The 16,119-nt window shown below is 63.9% G+C and carries 15 protein-coding genes; 8 read left to right on the top strand and 7 right to left on the bottom strand.

Annotation, left to right across the window (positions count from 1 at the left end; translation table 11 throughout):
• Window positions 1-2 precede the first annotated feature (2 nt).
• The 5 genes from ACFWYE_RS15505 to ACFWYE_RS15525 are packed head-to-tail and all read right to left on the bottom strand — an operon-like array spanning window position 3 to window position 5,252.
• The gene (locus ACFWYE_RS15505; RefSeq protein ID WP_379112493.1) at window positions 3-1,088 is read right to left on the bottom strand and encodes a Gfo/Idh/MocA family protein; all 1,086 of its coding nucleotides are present in this window, start codon (window positions 1,086-1,088) and stop codon (window positions 3-5) included.
• Window positions 1,085-2,104 carry a Gfo/Idh/MocA family protein gene (locus ACFWYE_RS15510; RefSeq protein ID WP_379112529.1) on the bottom strand — a complete coding sequence of 340 codons (1,020 nt, stop codon included), beginning with the start codon at window positions 2,102-2,104 and terminating at the stop codon, window positions 1,085-1,087. The genes ACFWYE_RS15505 and ACFWYE_RS15510 overlap by 4 nt, the downstream gene beginning before the upstream one ends.
• 49 nt (window positions 2,105-2,153) lie before the next feature.
• Window positions 2,154-3,035: a carbohydrate ABC transporter permease gene (locus ACFWYE_RS15515; RefSeq protein ID WP_379112495.1), complete on the bottom strand. Its 882-nt coding sequence runs from the start codon at window positions 3,033-3,035 to the stop codon at window positions 2,154-2,156.
• Window positions 3,025-3,969: a carbohydrate ABC transporter permease gene (locus ACFWYE_RS15520; RefSeq protein WP_379112497.1), complete on the bottom strand. Its 945-nt coding sequence runs from the start codon at window positions 3,967-3,969 to the stop codon at window positions 3,025-3,027. Before ACFWYE_RS15520 ends, ACFWYE_RS15515 begins: the two co-directional genes overlap by 11 nt.
• A complete protein-coding gene (locus ACFWYE_RS15525; RefSeq protein WP_379112531.1) occupies window positions 3,966-5,252 on the bottom strand; it encodes an ABC transporter substrate-binding protein in 1,287 nt (428 codons plus the stop codon). Before ACFWYE_RS15525 ends, ACFWYE_RS15520 begins: the two co-directional genes overlap by 4 nt.
• Window positions 5,253-5,496: 244 nt before the next feature.
• On the opposite strand from ACFWYE_RS15525, the gene ACFWYE_RS15530 reads away from it, so the two are divergent.
• Window positions 5,497-6,411 (top strand): LysR family transcriptional regulator, encoded by a 915-nt coding sequence (locus ACFWYE_RS15530; protein ID WP_379112499.1) that lies wholly within the window; start codon window positions 5,497-5,499, stop codon window positions 6,409-6,411.
• A gap of 159 nt (window positions 6,412-6,570) precedes the next feature.
• The gene (locus ACFWYE_RS15535; protein ID WP_379112501.1) at window positions 6,571-7,038 is read left to right on the top strand and encodes a GNAT family N-acetyltransferase; all 468 of its coding nucleotides are present in this window, start codon (window positions 6,571-6,573) and stop codon (window positions 7,036-7,038) included.
• A 6-nt stretch (window positions 7,039-7,044) separates the two neighbouring features.
• On the opposite strand, the gene ACFWYE_RS15540 is transcribed toward ACFWYE_RS15535, so the two are convergent.
• Complete coding sequence (locus ACFWYE_RS15540) at window positions 7,045-7,872, bottom strand: GNAT family N-acetyltransferase (RefSeq protein WP_379112503.1); 828 nt, start codon at window positions 7,870-7,872, stop codon at window positions 7,045-7,047.
• A 258-nt stretch (window positions 7,873-8,130) separates the two neighbouring features.
• Between ACFWYE_RS15540 and ACFWYE_RS15545 the strand changes: the two genes are divergently transcribed.
• On the top strand, window positions 8,131-8,886 hold the full coding sequence (locus ACFWYE_RS15545) for a carbon-nitrogen hydrolase family protein (RefSeq protein WP_379112504.1): 756 nt from the start codon (window positions 8,131-8,133) through the stop codon (window positions 8,884-8,886).
• A 35-nt stretch (window positions 8,887-8,921) separates the two neighbouring features.
• Here the strand turns inward: ACFWYE_RS15545 and ACFWYE_RS15550 are convergent, their stop codons facing one another.
• Window positions 8,922-10,169, bottom strand: a complete 1,248-nt coding sequence (locus tag ACFWYE_RS15550; protein WP_379063712.1) for an ROK family protein — start codon at window positions 10,167-10,169, stop codon at window positions 8,922-8,924.
• Window positions 10,170-10,352: 183 nt separating this feature from the next.
• Here ACFWYE_RS15550 and ACFWYE_RS15555 point away from each other — a divergent pair, with 183 nt between their 5' ends.
• From ACFWYE_RS15555 to ACFWYE_RS15575, 5 genes are all read left to right on the top strand, one after another.
• Window positions 10,353-12,893 (top strand): ATP-binding cassette domain-containing protein, encoded by a 2,541-nt coding sequence (locus ACFWYE_RS15555; RefSeq protein WP_379112505.1) that lies wholly within the window; start codon window positions 10,353-10,355, stop codon window positions 12,891-12,893.
• A 5-nt stretch (window positions 12,894-12,898) separates the two neighbouring features.
• On the top strand, window positions 12,899-13,888 hold the full coding sequence (locus ACFWYE_RS15560) for an ABC transporter permease (RefSeq protein ID WP_379112507.1): 990 nt from the start codon (window positions 12,899-12,901) through the stop codon (window positions 13,886-13,888).
• A gap of 47 nt (window positions 13,889-13,935) precedes the next feature.
• Complete coding sequence (locus ACFWYE_RS15565) at window positions 13,936-14,937, top strand: rhamnose ABC transporter substrate-binding protein (RefSeq protein WP_379112509.1); 1,002 nt, start codon at window positions 13,936-13,938, stop codon at window positions 14,935-14,937.
• Window positions 14,938-14,988: 51 nt separating this feature from the next.
• Window positions 14,989-15,774, top strand: a complete 786-nt coding sequence (locus ACFWYE_RS15570; RefSeq protein WP_379112511.1) for a glutamine amidotransferase — start codon at window positions 14,989-14,991, stop codon at window positions 15,772-15,774.
• A gap of 139 nt (window positions 15,775-15,913) precedes the next feature.
• Window positions 15,914-16,119 (top strand): transaldolase family protein (locus ACFWYE_RS15575; protein ID WP_379112513.1); only part of this gene is annotated, 206 nt, incomplete at its 3' end.

Below are 16,119 nucleotides of genomic sequence, written 5' to 3' on the forward strand. Positions count from 1 at the left end.
GGTCACGCGGCCCGATACTGCGGCGGAAGCCAGCTGTCATAGCGCGGGTGATGCGTGCCGATGGGCAGCTCCACGTCTTCACGCGTGGAGGAGGAATGATAGAAGGCCGTCACGAGCTCAAGCGACCGGCGCGCGTCGGCGCTGGTGACCGGCAGCGGCGCCCTTCCGAGCAGCGTTTCGTGGAAGCGGCCCATCTGTGCCTGAAACCGTGAGGGCAATGGTTTCCAGTCCTTCAGCAAGGCCTCGATCCGTGCCGCCGCATCGGCGTTGCGCGGCTGGATCGTCCAGGGCCTGGCGCCGGGATTGTAGGGTTCATGATCGCTTTCGAAGGTCACGTTCTCGAACATCAGACGCAGCCGGCTGATCTCGTCCCCGGCGCCGAGCGTCGCCGTCAGGCTGCCGAGCGCACCATTGGCAAGTTCGACGCTGGCGGTCACGCAATCCTCGACCTCGATCGCGTTGACCCGCGTCGCAACCCGGCCGAACAGCCTTTTGACGTCGCCCATCAGATAGGTGAACAGGTCATGCTGGTGGATGGCATGCGTCATCAGCACGCCGCCGAGCTCGGTCGCCCATTTGCCGCGCCATGGAACGGCATAATAGTCCGCGTCGCGGCGCCATAATGTCTCGACGGTGCCGATATAGGGCTTGCCGGCGATGCCGGCGTCGATGATGGCCCTGGCCTGCTCGACGCCGTCGCCGAACCGATATTGCATGACCGGCATCAGCAGCCCTCTGGAGACCTTCTCCTGGGCGATCACCCTGTCGATCTGGCTCAGCGAGCCGACCAGCGGCTTTTCGCAGATCACATGCTTGCCGGCCTTGAGGGCCGCCATGACCTGAGCCAGATGCGTGCCCGGCGGCGTGCAGATATCGACGATGTCGATATCGTCCATGCCGAGCAGCGCCTCGAAGTCGGTGATGCGCCGTTCGACCCCGAACGTATCGCCGACGTCGTTCAGCCGCCCCGGATCGAGATCGCAGAGCGCCTTGACGCTGAACTTGTCGGCGTTGCTGGCATAGCCTTCCGTGATGTGGCTTCTGCCGATGCCGAGACCGACGACGGCGACGTTGAAAATCCTGCTCATTGGGCCCACTCCGTGCCACGCTCGGCCAGTTTCTGCGCATCGAGGGCCAGCTCCATCGCCTTGAAGCAGTGTGCCTGGCTCATCGCCGTCTCGGTGCGGTTCAGGACATCGGCAACCAGCTGCCGGCCATAGGGCAGCTCGACACCAGAACAATCGATCGCCTGTATTCCCTTCCTGTCGACCAGGAACAGGTGGTCGGTGCCGGGACTGCCACCGATATCGATGTATTTGCGCAATTCGATGTACCCTTCCGTGCCGAGGATGGTCAGGCGGCCGTCGCCCCAGGTCGGCAGGCCCTTCGGGGTGAACCAGTCGACACGCACATAACCCGTCGCCTTCGGCGATTTCAGGTGCATGTCGCCAAAATCCTGCAGGCCTGGACGATCCGGGTTGCCCCGGTTCGCGACGGTGGCCGAGGCGACTTCGACATCCAGCGTTCCCGCGAAGAACAGGAACTGTTCGCATTGGTGGCTGCCGATATCGCACAGGATGCCGCCATAGCGCCTGCGGTCGAAGAACCAGTCCGGCCGCTGGCCATTGTGAATGGCATGCGGCCCCAGGCCGACCGTGTGGATCACCTCGCCGATGGCGCCGGCCTTGACCAGTTCGCCGGCCTTGACCGTGGAACGGGTCTCGAAATGCTCGGAATAGCAGACCGAATAGATGCGACCGGTCTCGTGCTGGGTGCTGCGGATTGCATCCAGCTGCGCATGACTGATCATGCCGGGCTTGTCGCTCATGACGTCCTTGCCGTGGCGCATCGCCTCGATGGCGATGCCGGCGCGTTCGTCCAGGATCGCCGCCGTCACGACCAGATGGATGGAGCGGTCCTCCAGGATGGCGGCCCTGTCGCTTACCCGCCTCACGCCGGGGTACTTCTCGGAGAAGGATCTGGCCAGGTCATCCTCGGGGGAATGGAAGGCGACAAGTTCCGCGCCCGCTGCGAGCAGGCAGTTCACCTGTCCATAGATATGGCCGTGGTTGAGGCCCATGGCTGCAAATCGAATGCTCATCAGTCTACCGTTCATCTGTGGATTGTGGATGCGTGAGGTCGGCGGGCCGCCGTCACCTTTTCATGCCCGTGGTGGCGATGCCCTCGATCAGCAGGCGCTGGAAGACCAGGAAAAGCAGGAAGATCGGCACCAGGCTCGCAACGCTCATGGCGAACAGGCCGCTGAAATCGCTCTCGCCGGTGGAGTCGGTGAAGGTGCGCAGGCCGAGCATCACCGTGTACTGGCGCATGTCATTCAGATAGATCAGCGGACCGAAGAAATCGTCCCATGTCCAGATGAAGGTGAAGACCGCGGCCGTCGCCAGCACCGGCGTCGACAGCGGCAGCATGATCTTCCAGTAGATGCGCCAGGCCGAGCATCCATCCATCATCGCCGCCTCGTCGAGCTCGCGCGGGATGCCGCGGAAGAACTGCACCATCAGGAAGACGAAGAACGCATCCGCGGCGAGGAATTTCGGCACGACCAGCGGCAGGATGGTATCGACCCAGCCCAGCTTCAGGAACAGCACATATTGCGGGATGAGCGTGACCTGATAGGGCAGCATCAACGTCACCAGCATGACGCCGAACCAGAAGCGCTTGCCGAAGAATTCCAATCGCGCGAAGGCGAAGGCGGTCAGCGAACACGCCAGCACATTGCCGATGACGGCGAGGCCCGCGATGACGAAGGAATTCAGGAAGAAGGTTCCGAACGAGACGCGCAGGCCGTTCCAGCCGCGCCAGTAGGCGCTCCAGTCGACCGAGGATGGGATCAGCCCCGCCGAGCTGAAGATCTCGTCATGTGGACGGACGGATGCCGAGATCATCCACAGCAGCGGATAGATCATCACGAAGCAGATCGCGATCAGCGCGGCATGGATGAGCAGCGACCGCCACAGCGGGCGCCGGTCCGCCAGTTCGGCCTCGAGAGAGCCCGGGCGTGCATCAGTCGTCATAGTGCACCCAGTATCTGGAGGTGAGGAAGGAGATCGCCGTGAACAGCGAGATGATGACCAGCAGCACCCAGGCCAGCGCCGAGGCATAACCCATGCGGAAGAAGCTGAAGGCTTCCTGGTAGAGGTAGAGCGCGTAGAACAGCGTCGAGTTGACGGGACCGCCCAGGCCGCCCGAGATGATGAATGCCGGCGTGAAGCTTTTGAACGCCTCGATGGTCTGGATGATCATGTTGAAGAAGACGATCGGGGTCAGCAACGGCAGCGTGATCTTCCAGAATTGCCGCCAGCCGCTCGCTCCATCGAGGCTCGCTGCCTCATACATGTCCTGCGGGATCTGCCTGAGCCCGGCCAGGAAGATGATCATCGGCGAACCGAACTGCCAGACACCGAGCACGACGAGGGTCCAGAGCGCGTATTTCGGATTGGTGATCCAGCTCGGCCCATTGATGCCGAAGAAGGACCACAGCAACTGGTTGATCAGCCCGTCGGCCGAGAAGATGGTACGCCACAGCGTTGCGATCGCAACGCTCGCGCCGAGCAGGGACGGCAGGTAGAAAATCGCCCGGTAGAGGGTGAGCCCCTTGATGCCCTTGTTGAGTAGCATGGCCACCGCCAGCGCGAAGGCCAGCTTCAGCGGCACCGAGAACAGCACGTAGAGGAAGGTCACCCGCATCGAGGCGAGGAACTTCGGATCCTCGGTCAGGATGCGCCGGTAATTCTCCAGCCCGACCCAGTCCGGTGCCGTCAGCAGATCGAACCGGGTGAAGCTGAGATAGAAGGAATAGACGATGGGGCCGAGCGTGAAGCAGAACAGCCCGATCAGCCAGGGCGTCAGGAACAGATAGCCCGGACCGAGATTGTCCGTGAGCCTGGACCAGCCGGACGGCCTGCCTTCGCCACCTGCCGCCACTATCGGCTGCGCGGCCCCTGTCATGTCTTGCGCTTCAGGATTTCAGCGGCTTCCGCAACGAAGGCCTGGGCGGCATCCGAACTGCTCTGCGAACCGAACGCCACGCCCGATGCGGTGCGCTGGAATGCGATCAGCACCTCGCCGGCCGCGTTCGGCGGCGACGGCGGCAGCTTTGCCGCCAGGTCGCCGAGGCCGGACACATAGGACAGCATCGTCTTGCCGACATCGTCCAGCGTGGCGGACAACGCGTCGCGCACCTTGGAGGATTCCGGAATGCCCCGCTCGGTGCCAAGCACTTTGGCCGCTTCCAGATCGTTGACGAAATAGGAAATGAACTCCGCGGCGCCCTTCTGGTTCGGCGATTTCGCAAACACCGAGAACAACATCGCCGGCTTGCGATAGTGGCCACCCTTGGACTCGGCGGTGAGCCGGGGGAAATTCGCCAGTGCCACCGCATCCTTGTTCAGCTTCTGGTAGCCGACGAGCTCATTGGAGTTGGCATAGGCCACGGCCACCTTGTTCTGGGTCAGCAGCGAGGTGTCGATGTTCTGCTGGTCGAGTTCCTGGATATCGGCAGGCGGGATGGCACCGGCCTCGCGCAGCTTGGCCCACATGTCGAACCATTCGGCCACGTCCGTCGCATCGAAGGCGAGCTGCCCGTCCGCCGTATAGAGGGCCTTGCCGCGCTGGCGCAGGTAGTTCTCGAAGATCTGTTCGTTCTTCGAACCATCGGCGGCGCCATAGAACCCGCGGCGGATACCGGCATTGGTGATTTCCACCGCCAGCTGGGAAAAATCATCCCAGGTGGTGCTTGCGTCCGGCAACGGCAGTTTCAGCTTTTCGAACACCGCCCTGTTGACCATCATGGCCACGGAGTTGGCGCCGAGGCTGATGCCGTAGAGCTTGCCGCCAACCTTGCCGCTGTCGACCTGCAGCGGATCGAAGTCCGCGACATTGAGGGCGGTTCCGACAAAATCGTCGAGGGGAGCGATCGCGCCGCGGCTCGCATATTCGACGATGTAGCGATAATCCATCTGGATGATGTCGGGGGCGTTGCCGCCGGCGGTCTGCGTCGCGAGCTTGGCCCAATAGTCGTTCCAGCCGAGGAACTCGCCCTCGACGCTGGTGCCGGGATTGGCCTTCATGAAGAGGTCGGCGGCGGCATAGGTCCGCTCCGCCCGCGTCTGGCTGCCCCAGAAGATCATCCGCAGCCGCTGCTGCTGCGCGAATGCGGGCCCGAGCGAAGCCAATGCGAGCGTTGCCGAGCAACCCGCCAGGAGCTGGCGTCTGTTGAGATGGCCCGCCATGAAATGGCGCCTGTTGATATGGAATCGCATTTCAGGTTCCTCCCGGTTCACCGGCCATTTCCCCGGGGACGCCCGTGCGGTTCCACCGGCCGGTTCCTCCCGCGGCCATGTGGGCACCTTGCGTCCCCTGCCGGGGATATCCGGCAATTTGTCTAGACGGGCCAAGGTCGCACAGGCTGGATCGAAAGAAAAATACGAAGTACCGTCTTCGATATAGATAAAATCTATGGGTGGAGGACAGGCGATGAACAAGATGCTGCGTCAATTCATGGCTGTCGCGGAGGCCGGCACGATGAGCGGCGGCGCGACGGCCGCACTGGTCTCGCAGCCCTCATTGACCGTCAACATGCGCAGGCTGGAAGAGACGATGGGCGTGCCTCTGTTCATTCGCACGCCGCGTGGCGTTCGGCTGACGGAATATGGCGAAACGCTCTATCAGAACGCCAGGCTGATGCAGCGTCTCTACGACAACACGCTCAAGGCGCTCGAGCGGCAGCGGGAGCGCACGGAGGAAGGCCTGCGCATCGGCTCGGGCTATTCGTGGTGGTCGCTGTTCATCCGCGACATGGTGGTCGAGCATTCCAGACGCCACCCTGGCGCGCGCATCTATGTCAGCCTCGGCAACCAGCTGCGTTGCATGGACCTGCTGCTTGGCGGCGACATCTCCATGTTCGTCTCGCATGAGATCGAGGGGTTGAGCCACAACACCGGCACCGAACTGATTCCGCTCATGCAGGTCGGCGCGGGATATTTCGTGCGCGAGGGCCATCCTCTTCTGGGGCGTCCCTGTACCCTGGCCGACATCGATCGGTTCCCGATGGTCAGCACCGCCGTTCCCGAGGCACGGCACCAGCGTTTCTTCGAGACATGGACACAGACCCTCGCCGACAGCGCCTTCGACCAGCAGCACTATACGTTCGCCTCCAACTCGCTCGCCGCCTGCCTCGACTATGTCGAACATACCGATGCGGTGATCAACCACACCGACGTAATGGCGAAGGAGTTCGAGCGCCGCGGACTGCACCGCCTGTCCCTGACCGATCCCGCGCGCAAGAGGACGGTCGGCATCTATGCGCTTACCGAGAGGATGGGCGAGCAGCGCACCATGGAGACGATCGCGCTGCTGAAGCAGGCCGCAGCAACCGTGCTGCCGCTGTGAGTGGCCGCGACAATGGTCGAGGTACGGCTCCGACATTCCAGGTGATATGATCCTGCATCGGAGATCATTGATATGCATGTGCAATCCGTAACTCCCGAACTCTGGCCTGATCTGGAAGCGCTTTTCGGGAAGGCGGGTGCGAGCAATGGATGCTGGTGCATGTACTGGTGTGTCGGTGCCTCGTACCACCATGGACCGCGCGAGGAGAACAGGAAGGCGCTGCGAAACCAGATTGCCGGAGATCCGCCGCCGGGCTTGCTGGCTTTCGACGGAGAGAAGCCGGTGGGTTGGTGCCGCTTGTATCCGCGCAGCGACCTTCCCTGGCTTGAAAGGGCGCCGTGGTTCGTGCGGGTGGATGACAGCCCGGTCTGGTCGATACCTTGCTTCTATGTGCACCATCGCCACCGGCGGCAGGGGGTGATGAGCGAACTCATCGAAGCCGCGCTGAACGTGGCCAGACTCGCTGGCGCACCAGCCGTCGAGGCCTATCCGATCGATACGACGATAGCTGGCAGCACCCGAAACACATTTCCGGGTGTCGCATCGGCCTTTATCCGGGCAGGCTTCAAGGAAGTGGCGCGGCACGCGGCTGCACGTCCCATACTGCGTTACAGCTTGGCCCGATGACTGGCCTTATCCCGGTCGCAGCTCCATCTCCAGCTGCGACAGTGCCGACTGTTTCCAGCCGGTAGCGGCCAGGAAGCCGGCGGCCTGGGTGGCGGGCAGTGTTGCCGGGATCGTCCAGGGCCGGTCCGCAAACCGTGCCAGCAGGCTCTGCATGAAACGCCGGCCGATGCCCTGCCGTGGCGAGCGGACCGCGAAGGCCAGCAGCCGCACCGCCTGTCCGCTCGCATCGACCAGTGCGGCCGCGTCGCCGGCCCGGAACGCCTCGATCGGCTTCGTTGCGCCGGCAAAACAAAGCGGTGACGTCTGCCAGCTCGCATCATCGGGCCAGGCACCGAGCAGCAACGGCAGGATGTCGTCTGCCGCACAAGGCATGAGACTGTCCTCCCATGCGGCGGGCGGGACCGGATCGTGCGTGTAGCCCGCCAGTTTGCGGCGTGGCGCGAAGCCGGCCTTCGTGTAGGTCGAGATCGCCTTGGTGTTGCTGTCGATCACTTCGAGCACCAGCCGCAGGTCTCCGCGCGAGCGCGCCTCGGCGATCGCCGCGGCTACGGCCCGCGCGCCGATGCCGGTGCCGCGCAAAGGGGCCGCGATGCCGAGCGCCGCGAGGCGGCTGGTGTGGCCGCGTCGCGCGATCAGCATGATCCCGGCACTCCGATCGTCCACGCGCAGCAGCTGGCTCGCCACCAGGTCGATGTGCTCCGCCTGGATGCGGCGGGCGAGCGACACGGGATCGAAGGCGACCGGCACGACGTAGCCTTCATAGCCGGCGTTCAGCGTTGCGCATGCCTCGGCGAGCGGCACGTGCGCCAGGGAAAGGAACGAAATCTCAGCCATGTCTGTGCCTCTGTCGCTCTCACGCACGGGCCTATCGCGCCATCGGCCGGTTCGGCATGGCCACCGAGGTGGAAAAGGCGAGCCAGCAGCAGCCCCGCAATTCACGGAAAGCGGAAATGCCGCGGAGCAATTCCAGCAAAGGCGCGCAGCGGTCTGGCATTTTCTTAAGAGGCGGAAACGCTCTAACTCTTTGTTTTAACGCAATTCCGGACGGAAAACCGCTACACACTTTTCCTGGAATTGCTCTAGGATCGCGCCATGGGGACCACCATTCGCATCGCGGCCGCTCAGACGCCTGAATTCCGCGAGGATATCGCGGCAGCGACTGGATACATGCTGCATCTGGTCGACAAGGCGCAGCGCGAGCGCGTGTCGCTGTTGTGCTTGCCGGAATGTTTCCTCCAGGGCTATCTGACCGACGGGCAGGCCGCGCGCCGGCATGCCCTCGATCTCGGCTCGCCGGCCTTCACGGCGTTGCTGCGTATGTTTCCGCCAGACGCGCCGACGACCGTGTTCGGCCTGATCGAGATCGCGGGAGACCGGCTTTTCAACACCGCAGTGGTCGTGCGCGATCAGGCGCTCGTCGGGCGCTATCGCAAGACCCGCCTGCTCGCCGGCGAACGGTGCTTCTATCCTGGAGATGGTGCCGATGTGTTCGCGGTCGGCAGGTTGCAGTTCGGCATCAACATCTGTTTCGACACCAATTTTCCCGCTGCGTCGAAGTCCCTGGCCGACAGCGGTGCCTCTCTCATCGTATGTCCGGCCAACAACATGCTGCCTCGGCATACGGCGGAAAAATACCGGCACGCCCACAATGCGGTGCGGGCCGAGCGCTGTCGCGAGACCGGGATGTGGCTGGTTTCGGCAGACGTGACGGGCGAAAGGGACGGGCAGATATGCTGGGGCCCGACCGCGGTCCTCAGCCCGTCTGGCGACGTGGCCGCGCAACTGCCGCTCGACGAACCGGGGCTCCTGGTCTTTGACCTGCCGGTTGGTTCTACATCCCTCGAGTGAGGTCGGGGCGCGGGCTGCCCCAGCGCTGCCGCTGTCTACCCTGCCGCGAAGGTGGCTAGGCTGCCGGGCAGTTTGGTCCTGTCCTTGCCGATCATCAACACGCCCGAGTCCGGGCCGAAGAGAACCGAGAAGGGCAGCAGGGCGGCGCCAAGCGGCGACGCTTCCGGACCAAACTGGCCCGAGACGATGTCCGGCGCGATGATGCCGACCGCATTGGCGGAACCGAACTGCGCCTGGACGCGCGCCAGCAGATCCTGATGGATCGATCGCGGCAGGATGCTGTCGAGGACGATCGCCTCGATGTCGATGACAGAGGTGATGGCGATGACGGCTTCGGCCAGTGCCTCGGCGCAATCGTCCATCCATTCGAGCAGCGGCTCGCGGGCGCCTGCAGGCAGCGGGTCCAGTTCGCGGACGCGGTTGATGTCGATGCCGTGGGCCTTGAGATGGTTCACCAGCACATAGATCGATGCACGATGCAGCAGGCTCTGGTACTTTGCCGAGCTGCGCGAGGCCGAACTGAGTTTCGACGGCGAGACAGGCAGCGGCCCGAGCGCCGCGCTGTTGCCATGCGGACCGGTATGCACCTTGCCGCCCTGGACGAGGCCGCCGCCGACAAAGGTGTCGATCGACACATGCATGAAGTCGCGATACCGCGATCCGATGCCTTGTGCCAGTTCGGCCAGGGCCGCGGAGGTCGCGTCGTTCTCGACAAAGACGGGTGTCTTCGGATCGATGTCGAAGAATTTCTCCAGTTCGATGGCGGCCCAGCTTCCGCCGATATCTTCCGGAAAGCCGAGCTCGTCACCCCAGTCGCCGAGAAAGTAGGGTGAAGCGATGCCCACGCCGACGATGGAGGCTTCGTCGAGGCTGTTCACCAGCTTGCGGAAATTGGCGAGCGCCGTGTTGCCGCCGCGCAGCACCATGTCCGCCGCGGGATAGCGGTATTCATGGGTTTCCCGCGATCGGATCTCGCCGGCAAAATCGACAAGCACCGCTTCGAGCGCCCGTCGGCCGATCTTGATGCCGACGCTGTAGATGCGTTCCGGCGTCAGTCGGTACAGGATGGACGGCGAACCACGCTGTCCGAACCTTTTTCCAATCTGCTTAACGAAACCGGACGCTTCAAGCCCATCGACAATATCGGCGACCGCGGCCGGCGTGAGATTCGCCGCCCTGGCGAGGTCCGATTTGGAGGCTTCTTTCATGCGGCGAACGGCATCGAGCACGAAACGCTCGTTGTAGTGCCTCAACTTGATGGAATTGCTGCCTTTTCCGCTCAAGAGAATTCTCCGTGCCTCGGCCCCCGTCGCGAAGGCCGCACTGAAGCATCGTTGCGTTAGCCCTTCGTAATGAATGAGCTTCGCATGCCGCTTCCAGCGAAGTCAATTTTCGCCATTGTCATCCGATCGCATTTAATATAGCAAGTTAAAAAAACATTTGATGCTACGGGAGGTCGGCGGAGAATGGATGCGCATCGCGATGTGCAGCGGGAGGCAGCCGCAGGCGCGCCCATTGGCCTGATCGGGGTCACCAAGGCATTCGGCGGTACCGTCGCTATCAGGGATGTCTCGTTCGATCTGCGTCCCGGCGAGGTCCTCGCGCTGCTCGGCGAGAACGGCGCCGGAAAAAGCACCTGCGTGAAATTGCTGGCCGGTGTCTATGCCCCGACCGAGGGAAGCGTCCATGTCGATCGCCATCCGGTCGCGTTCCGGTCGCCGCACGATGCCCAGGCCGCCGGCATTGCCGTCATGCACCAGCATCCCGGACTGTTCCCCGACCTGTCCGTGGCCGAGAATATCTATCTGGGGCATATGCCGCGTGACCGCTTCGGCGGCATAGACGCCGCAACCGCCTCGGCGAAGGCCGGGACGATCCTCGCCACCGTCGGGCTGGACGTGCCGCCCGAAACCCTGCTCGGGACGCTGCGCACATCCGAGCAGCAACTGGTCGAGATTGCGCGTGCGCTTTCTCTCGACGCCCGCGTCCTCATCATGGACGAGCCGACCGCGGCGCTTTCGCAACGGGAAGTGACCCGGCTGTTCGCCGTGGTCGACGATCTGCGGGCCCGCGGCGTGGCGATGATGTTCGTCGGTCACCGCATGGACGAGATCTTCCATGTCGCCGATCGCATCGCGGTGCTGCGCGATGGCCGCCTGATCGACGTCTGCGCCAAGGCCGAGCTCAGCCGTGGCCGCGCCATCTCCATGATGGTCGGTCGTGAACTGACCGAGCTCTATCCGGAGCGGACGCAGACCCGGGGCGACCTCGTTCTCGAGACGAGGGGGCTTTCCCGAGCCGGCGCCTTCTCCGGCATCGATCTTGCCCTGCATGCCGGTGAGGTGCTCGGGCTGGGTGGCCTTGTCGGCTCCGGCCGCACCGAGATCGCACGTGCCCTGTTCGGCGTGGACCGGCCCGACGCCGGCACCATCCTGATCGACGGCGGGCCGGTCCGGTTCGCGTCGGCGATCGATGCGATGCGCGCACGCATCGCCTATGTCTCGGAGGATCGCCTCGGACAAAGCCTCGTCACCGATTTCTCGATCCTGGACAACGCGATCCTGCCCAGTCTCGATCGGGCCGCTCCGCGCGGTCTTTACAACGCGGGGCGGGCAACCGAACTGGTCTCCGGCTTCCTCAAGCAGATGAAACTCCGCTTCGCGGGCTACCAGCAGCCGGTCAAGGAACTGTCGGGCGGCAACCAGCAGAAGGTCGTGCTGGCCAAATGGCTGCGCACGGAACCGCGCATCCTCATCCTGGACGAGCCGACGCAAGGCATCGACGTCGGCAGCAAGGCCGAGGTCCATGCCATGATTGCCGATCTCGCCCGGCAGGGCATGGCCATCATCCTGATCTCCTCGGAGATGCCCGAGCTGATCGGCATGTGCGACCGCATCATTGTCCTGCGCGAAGGGCACAAGACCGCCGAATTCGTCAAGGGCGGGGTCTCGCAGGAAAAGGTCCTCGAGGCCGCCACCACCAGCGACATCGCCAGGGCGTCGGCCCATTCCGTGGATGATCAGCCGGGCGCCGGAAAAGCCGGTCGGCTGGATTTCCTGAAGCGCCGCGAGCTCGGGCTCCTGGCAGCCATGCTGGCGGTCGTCATTCCCGTTGCCATCATCAATCCGCGCATGGTCAGCGCCGCCAATCTCACGGCGGTCTCGATGGATGCCGCCCTGTTGATCGTCGCTGCCCTTGCCCAGATGCTGGTGCTGATCACCCGCAACATCGACCTGTCGATCGGCTCCGTCATCGGCCTTTCCGCCTACATGGCCGCAAGCGCGGTCCAGGCCTTCCCCGGCGGCGACATCCTGGTCGGATTGTCGGTGGCCTGTGCGGTTGGCCTCGCTGCCGGACTGCTGAATGGTCTCGTCGTGACCAGGGGGCAGATCCCCTCCATCGTCGTCACGCTGGCCTCGATGTCGATCTATCGCGGCTTCAATTCCTTGTGGGCGGCCGGCAATCAGGTCAGCGCCGACGAGGTCACGCAGCGATGGCTGAACATGACCGGCTACAGGATGCTGGGCATCCCGCTCATCGTCGTCCTTGCCGCGCTGGTGCTTCTGGCTGCCTATGTCCTGCTCTACCGGACATCGTTCGGCCGCGAACTCTTCGCCGTCGGTTCGAATCCGGATGGCGCGCGGCTGATCGGCATTCCGGCGGACAGGCGCATCCTGGCGGCCTTCGCCATCGCCGGGCTGCTCGGCGGCCTGTGCGGCGCGCTCTGGGCCTCGCGCTATGCCACCATCGACGCCCGCGTCGCCGTGGGTTTCGAGCTGACCGTCATTGCCTCGGCGGTTGTCGGCGGGGTCGCCATCAGGGGTGGCGCCGGAACGCTGCTCGGCCTGACCCTCGGCGCGCTCACCCTGCTGCTCATCCGCAACGGGTTGACGCTGGTCAGGGTCGATCCGCTCTGGCTGCAGGCGGTCTACGGGCTGGTCATCCTCATCGCCATCGGCATCGACGCCCTGATCGTGCGTCGCGGCCACCAGGCAAAGCGAGGCTGATCGTCATGAAAAAGCTGCTTGCGTCCATCGACTTCTGGGATCTGCTTCTGGCCACGGCCTGCGCGCTGGTCTTCGGCTACGCTACGGTTTTCGTCCCCAACTTCCTGTCTGGTTTCAACCTGTCGCAGCTTGCCGCCAGCGTGTCCGAGAAGGCGCTGCTCATCCTGCCGATGACATTGCTGATCATCGTCCGCGAGATCGACCTCTCGATCGCCTCGCTCCTGGCGCTGTCGTCGGTGATCTTCGGCCTGCTGCTGCAGGCCGGCGTGCCGATGCCCGCCGCGATCCCGCTGACGCTGCTGTTCGGCGGCATACTCGGCGCCTTCAACGGATTCCTCGTCTCGGCGCTTGCGCTGCAGTCGCTCGTCGTCACGCTGGGCACGATGGCGCTGTACAGGGGCCTCGGCTACATCCTGCTCGGCACCGGCTCGATCAATGTCCTGCCGCCGTCGCTGGTCGATTTCGGCATCGACAATGTGCCGGGCACGCAGATCCCGCTGACGATCATCCCTTTCCTTGTCCTGGCTCCGATCTTCGCCGTCCTCTTGCAGAAGACCCCGACCGGCAAACGCATCTACGCGCTCGGCGGCAATCCGGAAGTGGCGCGCTATTCGGGTATCAGGACCAGGCGCATGGTGCTTGGCCTCTTCATCGTCTCGGGCGTGATGGCCGCGATCGCCGGCATGGTCTATACGGCGCGCCTTTCCAACGCCCGTGCCAACAACGCGCTCGGCATGGAACTGGACGTGATCACCATCGTCCTTCTGGGTGGCGTCAGCGTGTTCGGCGGCAAGGGAAAGCTGACGGGCGTGATGCTCGCGCTCGTCCTGATCGCCATCGTGCGCAACGTGCTCGCCCTCAACCAGATCGGCGGCGACGCGCAGGGCATGATCATCGGGCTGCTCCTGATCGGCTCGCTGCTGGTCGGAAACCACTGGCGCTCCTTCGAGGAGTCGCAAAGCAGGTCGCGCGCGCTGCGCGAGACAAAGGGATGATCGAAACATCCCCACCCACAAGACCCGAAAACCAAAGGAGGAGTAACATGAAATCTCTTGGCCTGGCCCTTCTTGCAACGGCTGCCTTTCTTGTCCCGACCACATTCGCCATTGCGGACGAATGCGCCAAGGAGCCGGTGACCGTCGGCTTCCTGCCCAAGCTGGACACCGATCCTTATTTCAAGGCCGCCCAACTGGGCGCAGAGGAAGCCGCCAAGGAGATCGGCGGCAAGGCCATCCAGGTTGCGCCTTCCCAGGCCACCGCCGATGCCCAGATCGAGTTCATCAACAGCCTGGTGTCGCAGCAGGTCGGCGTGATCGCCATTTCCGGCAATGACGCCAATGCCACCGCGCCGGCGCTGAAACGCGCCGCCAAGCAGGGCGTCAAGATCATTTCCTACGATTCCGATGTCGCGGCCGATGCCCGTTCGATCTTCGTCAACCAGGCCCTTGGCGCAAGCCTGGCCGAGATGATGTTGGAAAGCGCCTTCAACCTCACCGGCGGCGAAGGAGAATTCGCGATCCTGTCGTCGACGCCGACCGCCACCAACCAGAATGCCTGGATCGAGCTGATCAAGGGCAAGCTGGCCAGCGATGCGAAGTTCGCCAAGATGAAGCTGGTGCAGGTTGCCTATGGCGAGGAGAGCGAGCAGGTCAACCAGCAGCAGGCGCTGGCCCTGGTGCAGGCCTTTCCGAACCTGAAGGCCATCATCGTGCCTGCCGGCATCGGCCTGCCTGCCGCGGCCCGTGCGCTTGAGGAGGCCGGCATGATCGGCAAGGTCAAGCTCACCGGTCTCGCGCCGGCGACGCTGATTTCGAAATACATCAAGGATGGCGCCGCCCAGGACATCTGGTGGAATGTTTCGGATCTCGGCTATCTCACCTACCAGACCGCCCAGGCGCTGGCCCAGTGCAAGATCACCGGCAAGGAAGGCGACAAGTTCTCGGCCGGGCGGCTCGGCGAATACACGATCGGCGCCAAGGGCGAACTGATCCTCGGGCCGGCCAAGATCGTCACGCCGGACAACCTCGCCGAATTCAAGTTCTGACCGGTTGGGGCGGGGGCGCACCCGCGCCACCGCCCGCCGAAGGAGTGGACAATGGCAGCCTTGAAGATATTGCTGGCCGGCGAAACGTTCCGGGCCACGACACTGGTTGCGGTGGGCGGTGACGTGATCACCAGCGCCTCGCAGACCAATGGCGCGGTTGCCTTCAACGCGGCTCTCGCAAAGGCCGATGTCGCGGTGACCCAGATCGGCTCCGAACAATGCGGTTCGGAGTTCCCGGCCTCCGTCGAGGCCCTTCGACAATATGGCGCCGTCGTCATCTCCGACGTCGGCGCGCTTTCCCTGCTGATGACACCCGAGACGCGCCTCGGGCGTTGCGGTGTAAACCGCCTCGAGGTCCTGAAAAGCTATGTCGAGGCCGGCGGCGGCTTGGTCATGGCCGGTGGCTATATGGGCTTCCAGGGCATGTTCGGCGGCGCGAAGTTTTTCGACACGCCGGTGGAAGACGTGCTTCCGGTGCGGTGCCTGCCTTACAGCGACGGCCTCGAGGTACCCGAGGGCCTGAAACCGACGATACGCCGCGACACACATCCGATCCTGGCCGGGATCGAAGAGCCGCTGCCCGCCATTCTCGGACTGAACAAGGTGTCGTTCCGATATGACGGCTCCTCGATCCTCGTGGCGACCTGCGGCCACCGCAACAGCCACTGGCCGCTGCTTGCCACGCGCTGCATCGGCAAGGGCCGCAGCGTGGCATGGACGACCGACATCGGTCCCCACTGGCTGTCGGCGGAATTCCTCGATTGGCCGCACTACGGCAGGCTGATGAGCAACATGGTTCTGTGGGCTTCCGGAAAGGATCCGGCGGTGCCCGCGTGAGCCCAACCAGTTTGGCCAGTGCCGGCCGCTGCTCCCTGCGGCATGCCGTTGGAGGACGTTCGCGGTGGGGGCACCACGGCGGTTCCTCGACCGGCCAGGCACTGGCCAAACCCCTCCATGCAACCAGGAATGAACAGCCATGAAATTCTTCGTCGACACCGCTGATGTGAAGGAAATCCAGGAGCTCAACGCACTGGGCCTGCTCGATGGCGTCACCACCAACCCGTCGCTGATCCTGAAGTCCGGCGGCAAGATCGATGAGGTCACCAAACAGATCTGCGACATCGTCGAGGGTCCGGTCTCGGCCGAAGTCACCGCCACCGATTTCGACGGCATGATGAAGGA

The organism is Mesorhizobium sp. NPDC059025, from assembly GCF_042739655.1.
Taxonomy (GTDB): Bacteria; Pseudomonadota; Alphaproteobacteria; order Rhizobiales; family Rhizobiaceae; genus Mesorhizobium.

What these genes read in the sequence shown, in the direction of transcription:
- ACFWYE_RS15530 (WP_379112499.1), top strand. Translation starts at nt 5,497, where the DNA reads ATGAACAAGATGCTGCGTCAATTCATGGCTGTCGCGGAGGCCGGCACG.
- ACFWYE_RS15540 (WP_379112503.1), bottom strand. Translation starts at nt 7,872, where the DNA reads ATGGCTGAGATTTCGTTCCTTTCCCTGGCGCACGTGCCGCTCGCCGAG.
- ACFWYE_RS15520 (WP_379112497.1), bottom strand. Translation starts at nt 3,969, where the DNA reads ATGACAGGGGCCGCGCAGCCGATAGTGGCGGCAGGTGGCGAAGGCAGG.
- ACFWYE_RS15545 (WP_379112504.1), top strand. Translation starts at nt 8,131, where the DNA reads ATGGGGACCACCATTCGCATCGCGGCCGCTCAGACGCCTGAATTCCGC.
- ACFWYE_RS15555 (WP_379112505.1), top strand. Translation starts at nt 10,353, where the DNA reads ATGGATGCGCATCGCGATGTGCAGCGGGAGGCAGCCGCAGGCGCGCCC.
- ACFWYE_RS15570 (WP_379112511.1), top strand. Translation starts at nt 14,989, where the DNA reads ATGGCAGCCTTGAAGATATTGCTGGCCGGCGAAACGTTCCGGGCCACG.
- ACFWYE_RS15535 (WP_379112501.1), top strand. Translation starts at nt 6,571, where the DNA reads ATGTACTGGTGTGTCGGTGCCTCGTACCACCATGGACCGCGCGAGGAG.
- ACFWYE_RS15505 (WP_379112493.1), bottom strand. Translation starts at nt 1,088, where the DNA reads ATGAGCAGGATTTTCAACGTCGCCGTCGTCGGTCTCGGCATCGGCAGA.
- ACFWYE_RS15565 (WP_379112509.1), top strand. Translation starts at nt 13,936, where the DNA reads ATGAAATCTCTTGGCCTGGCCCTTCTTGCAACGGCTGCCTTTCTTGTC.
- ACFWYE_RS15560 (WP_379112507.1), top strand. Translation starts at nt 12,899, where the DNA reads ATGAAAAAGCTGCTTGCGTCCATCGACTTCTGGGATCTGCTTCTGGCC.
- ACFWYE_RS15525 (WP_379112531.1), bottom strand. Translation starts at nt 5,252, where the DNA reads ATGGCGGGCCATCTCAACAGACGCCAGCTCCTGGCGGGTTGCTCGGCA.
- ACFWYE_RS15515 (WP_379112495.1), bottom strand. Translation starts at nt 3,035, where the DNA reads ATGACGACTGATGCACGCCCGGGCTCTCTCGAGGCCGAACTGGCGGAC.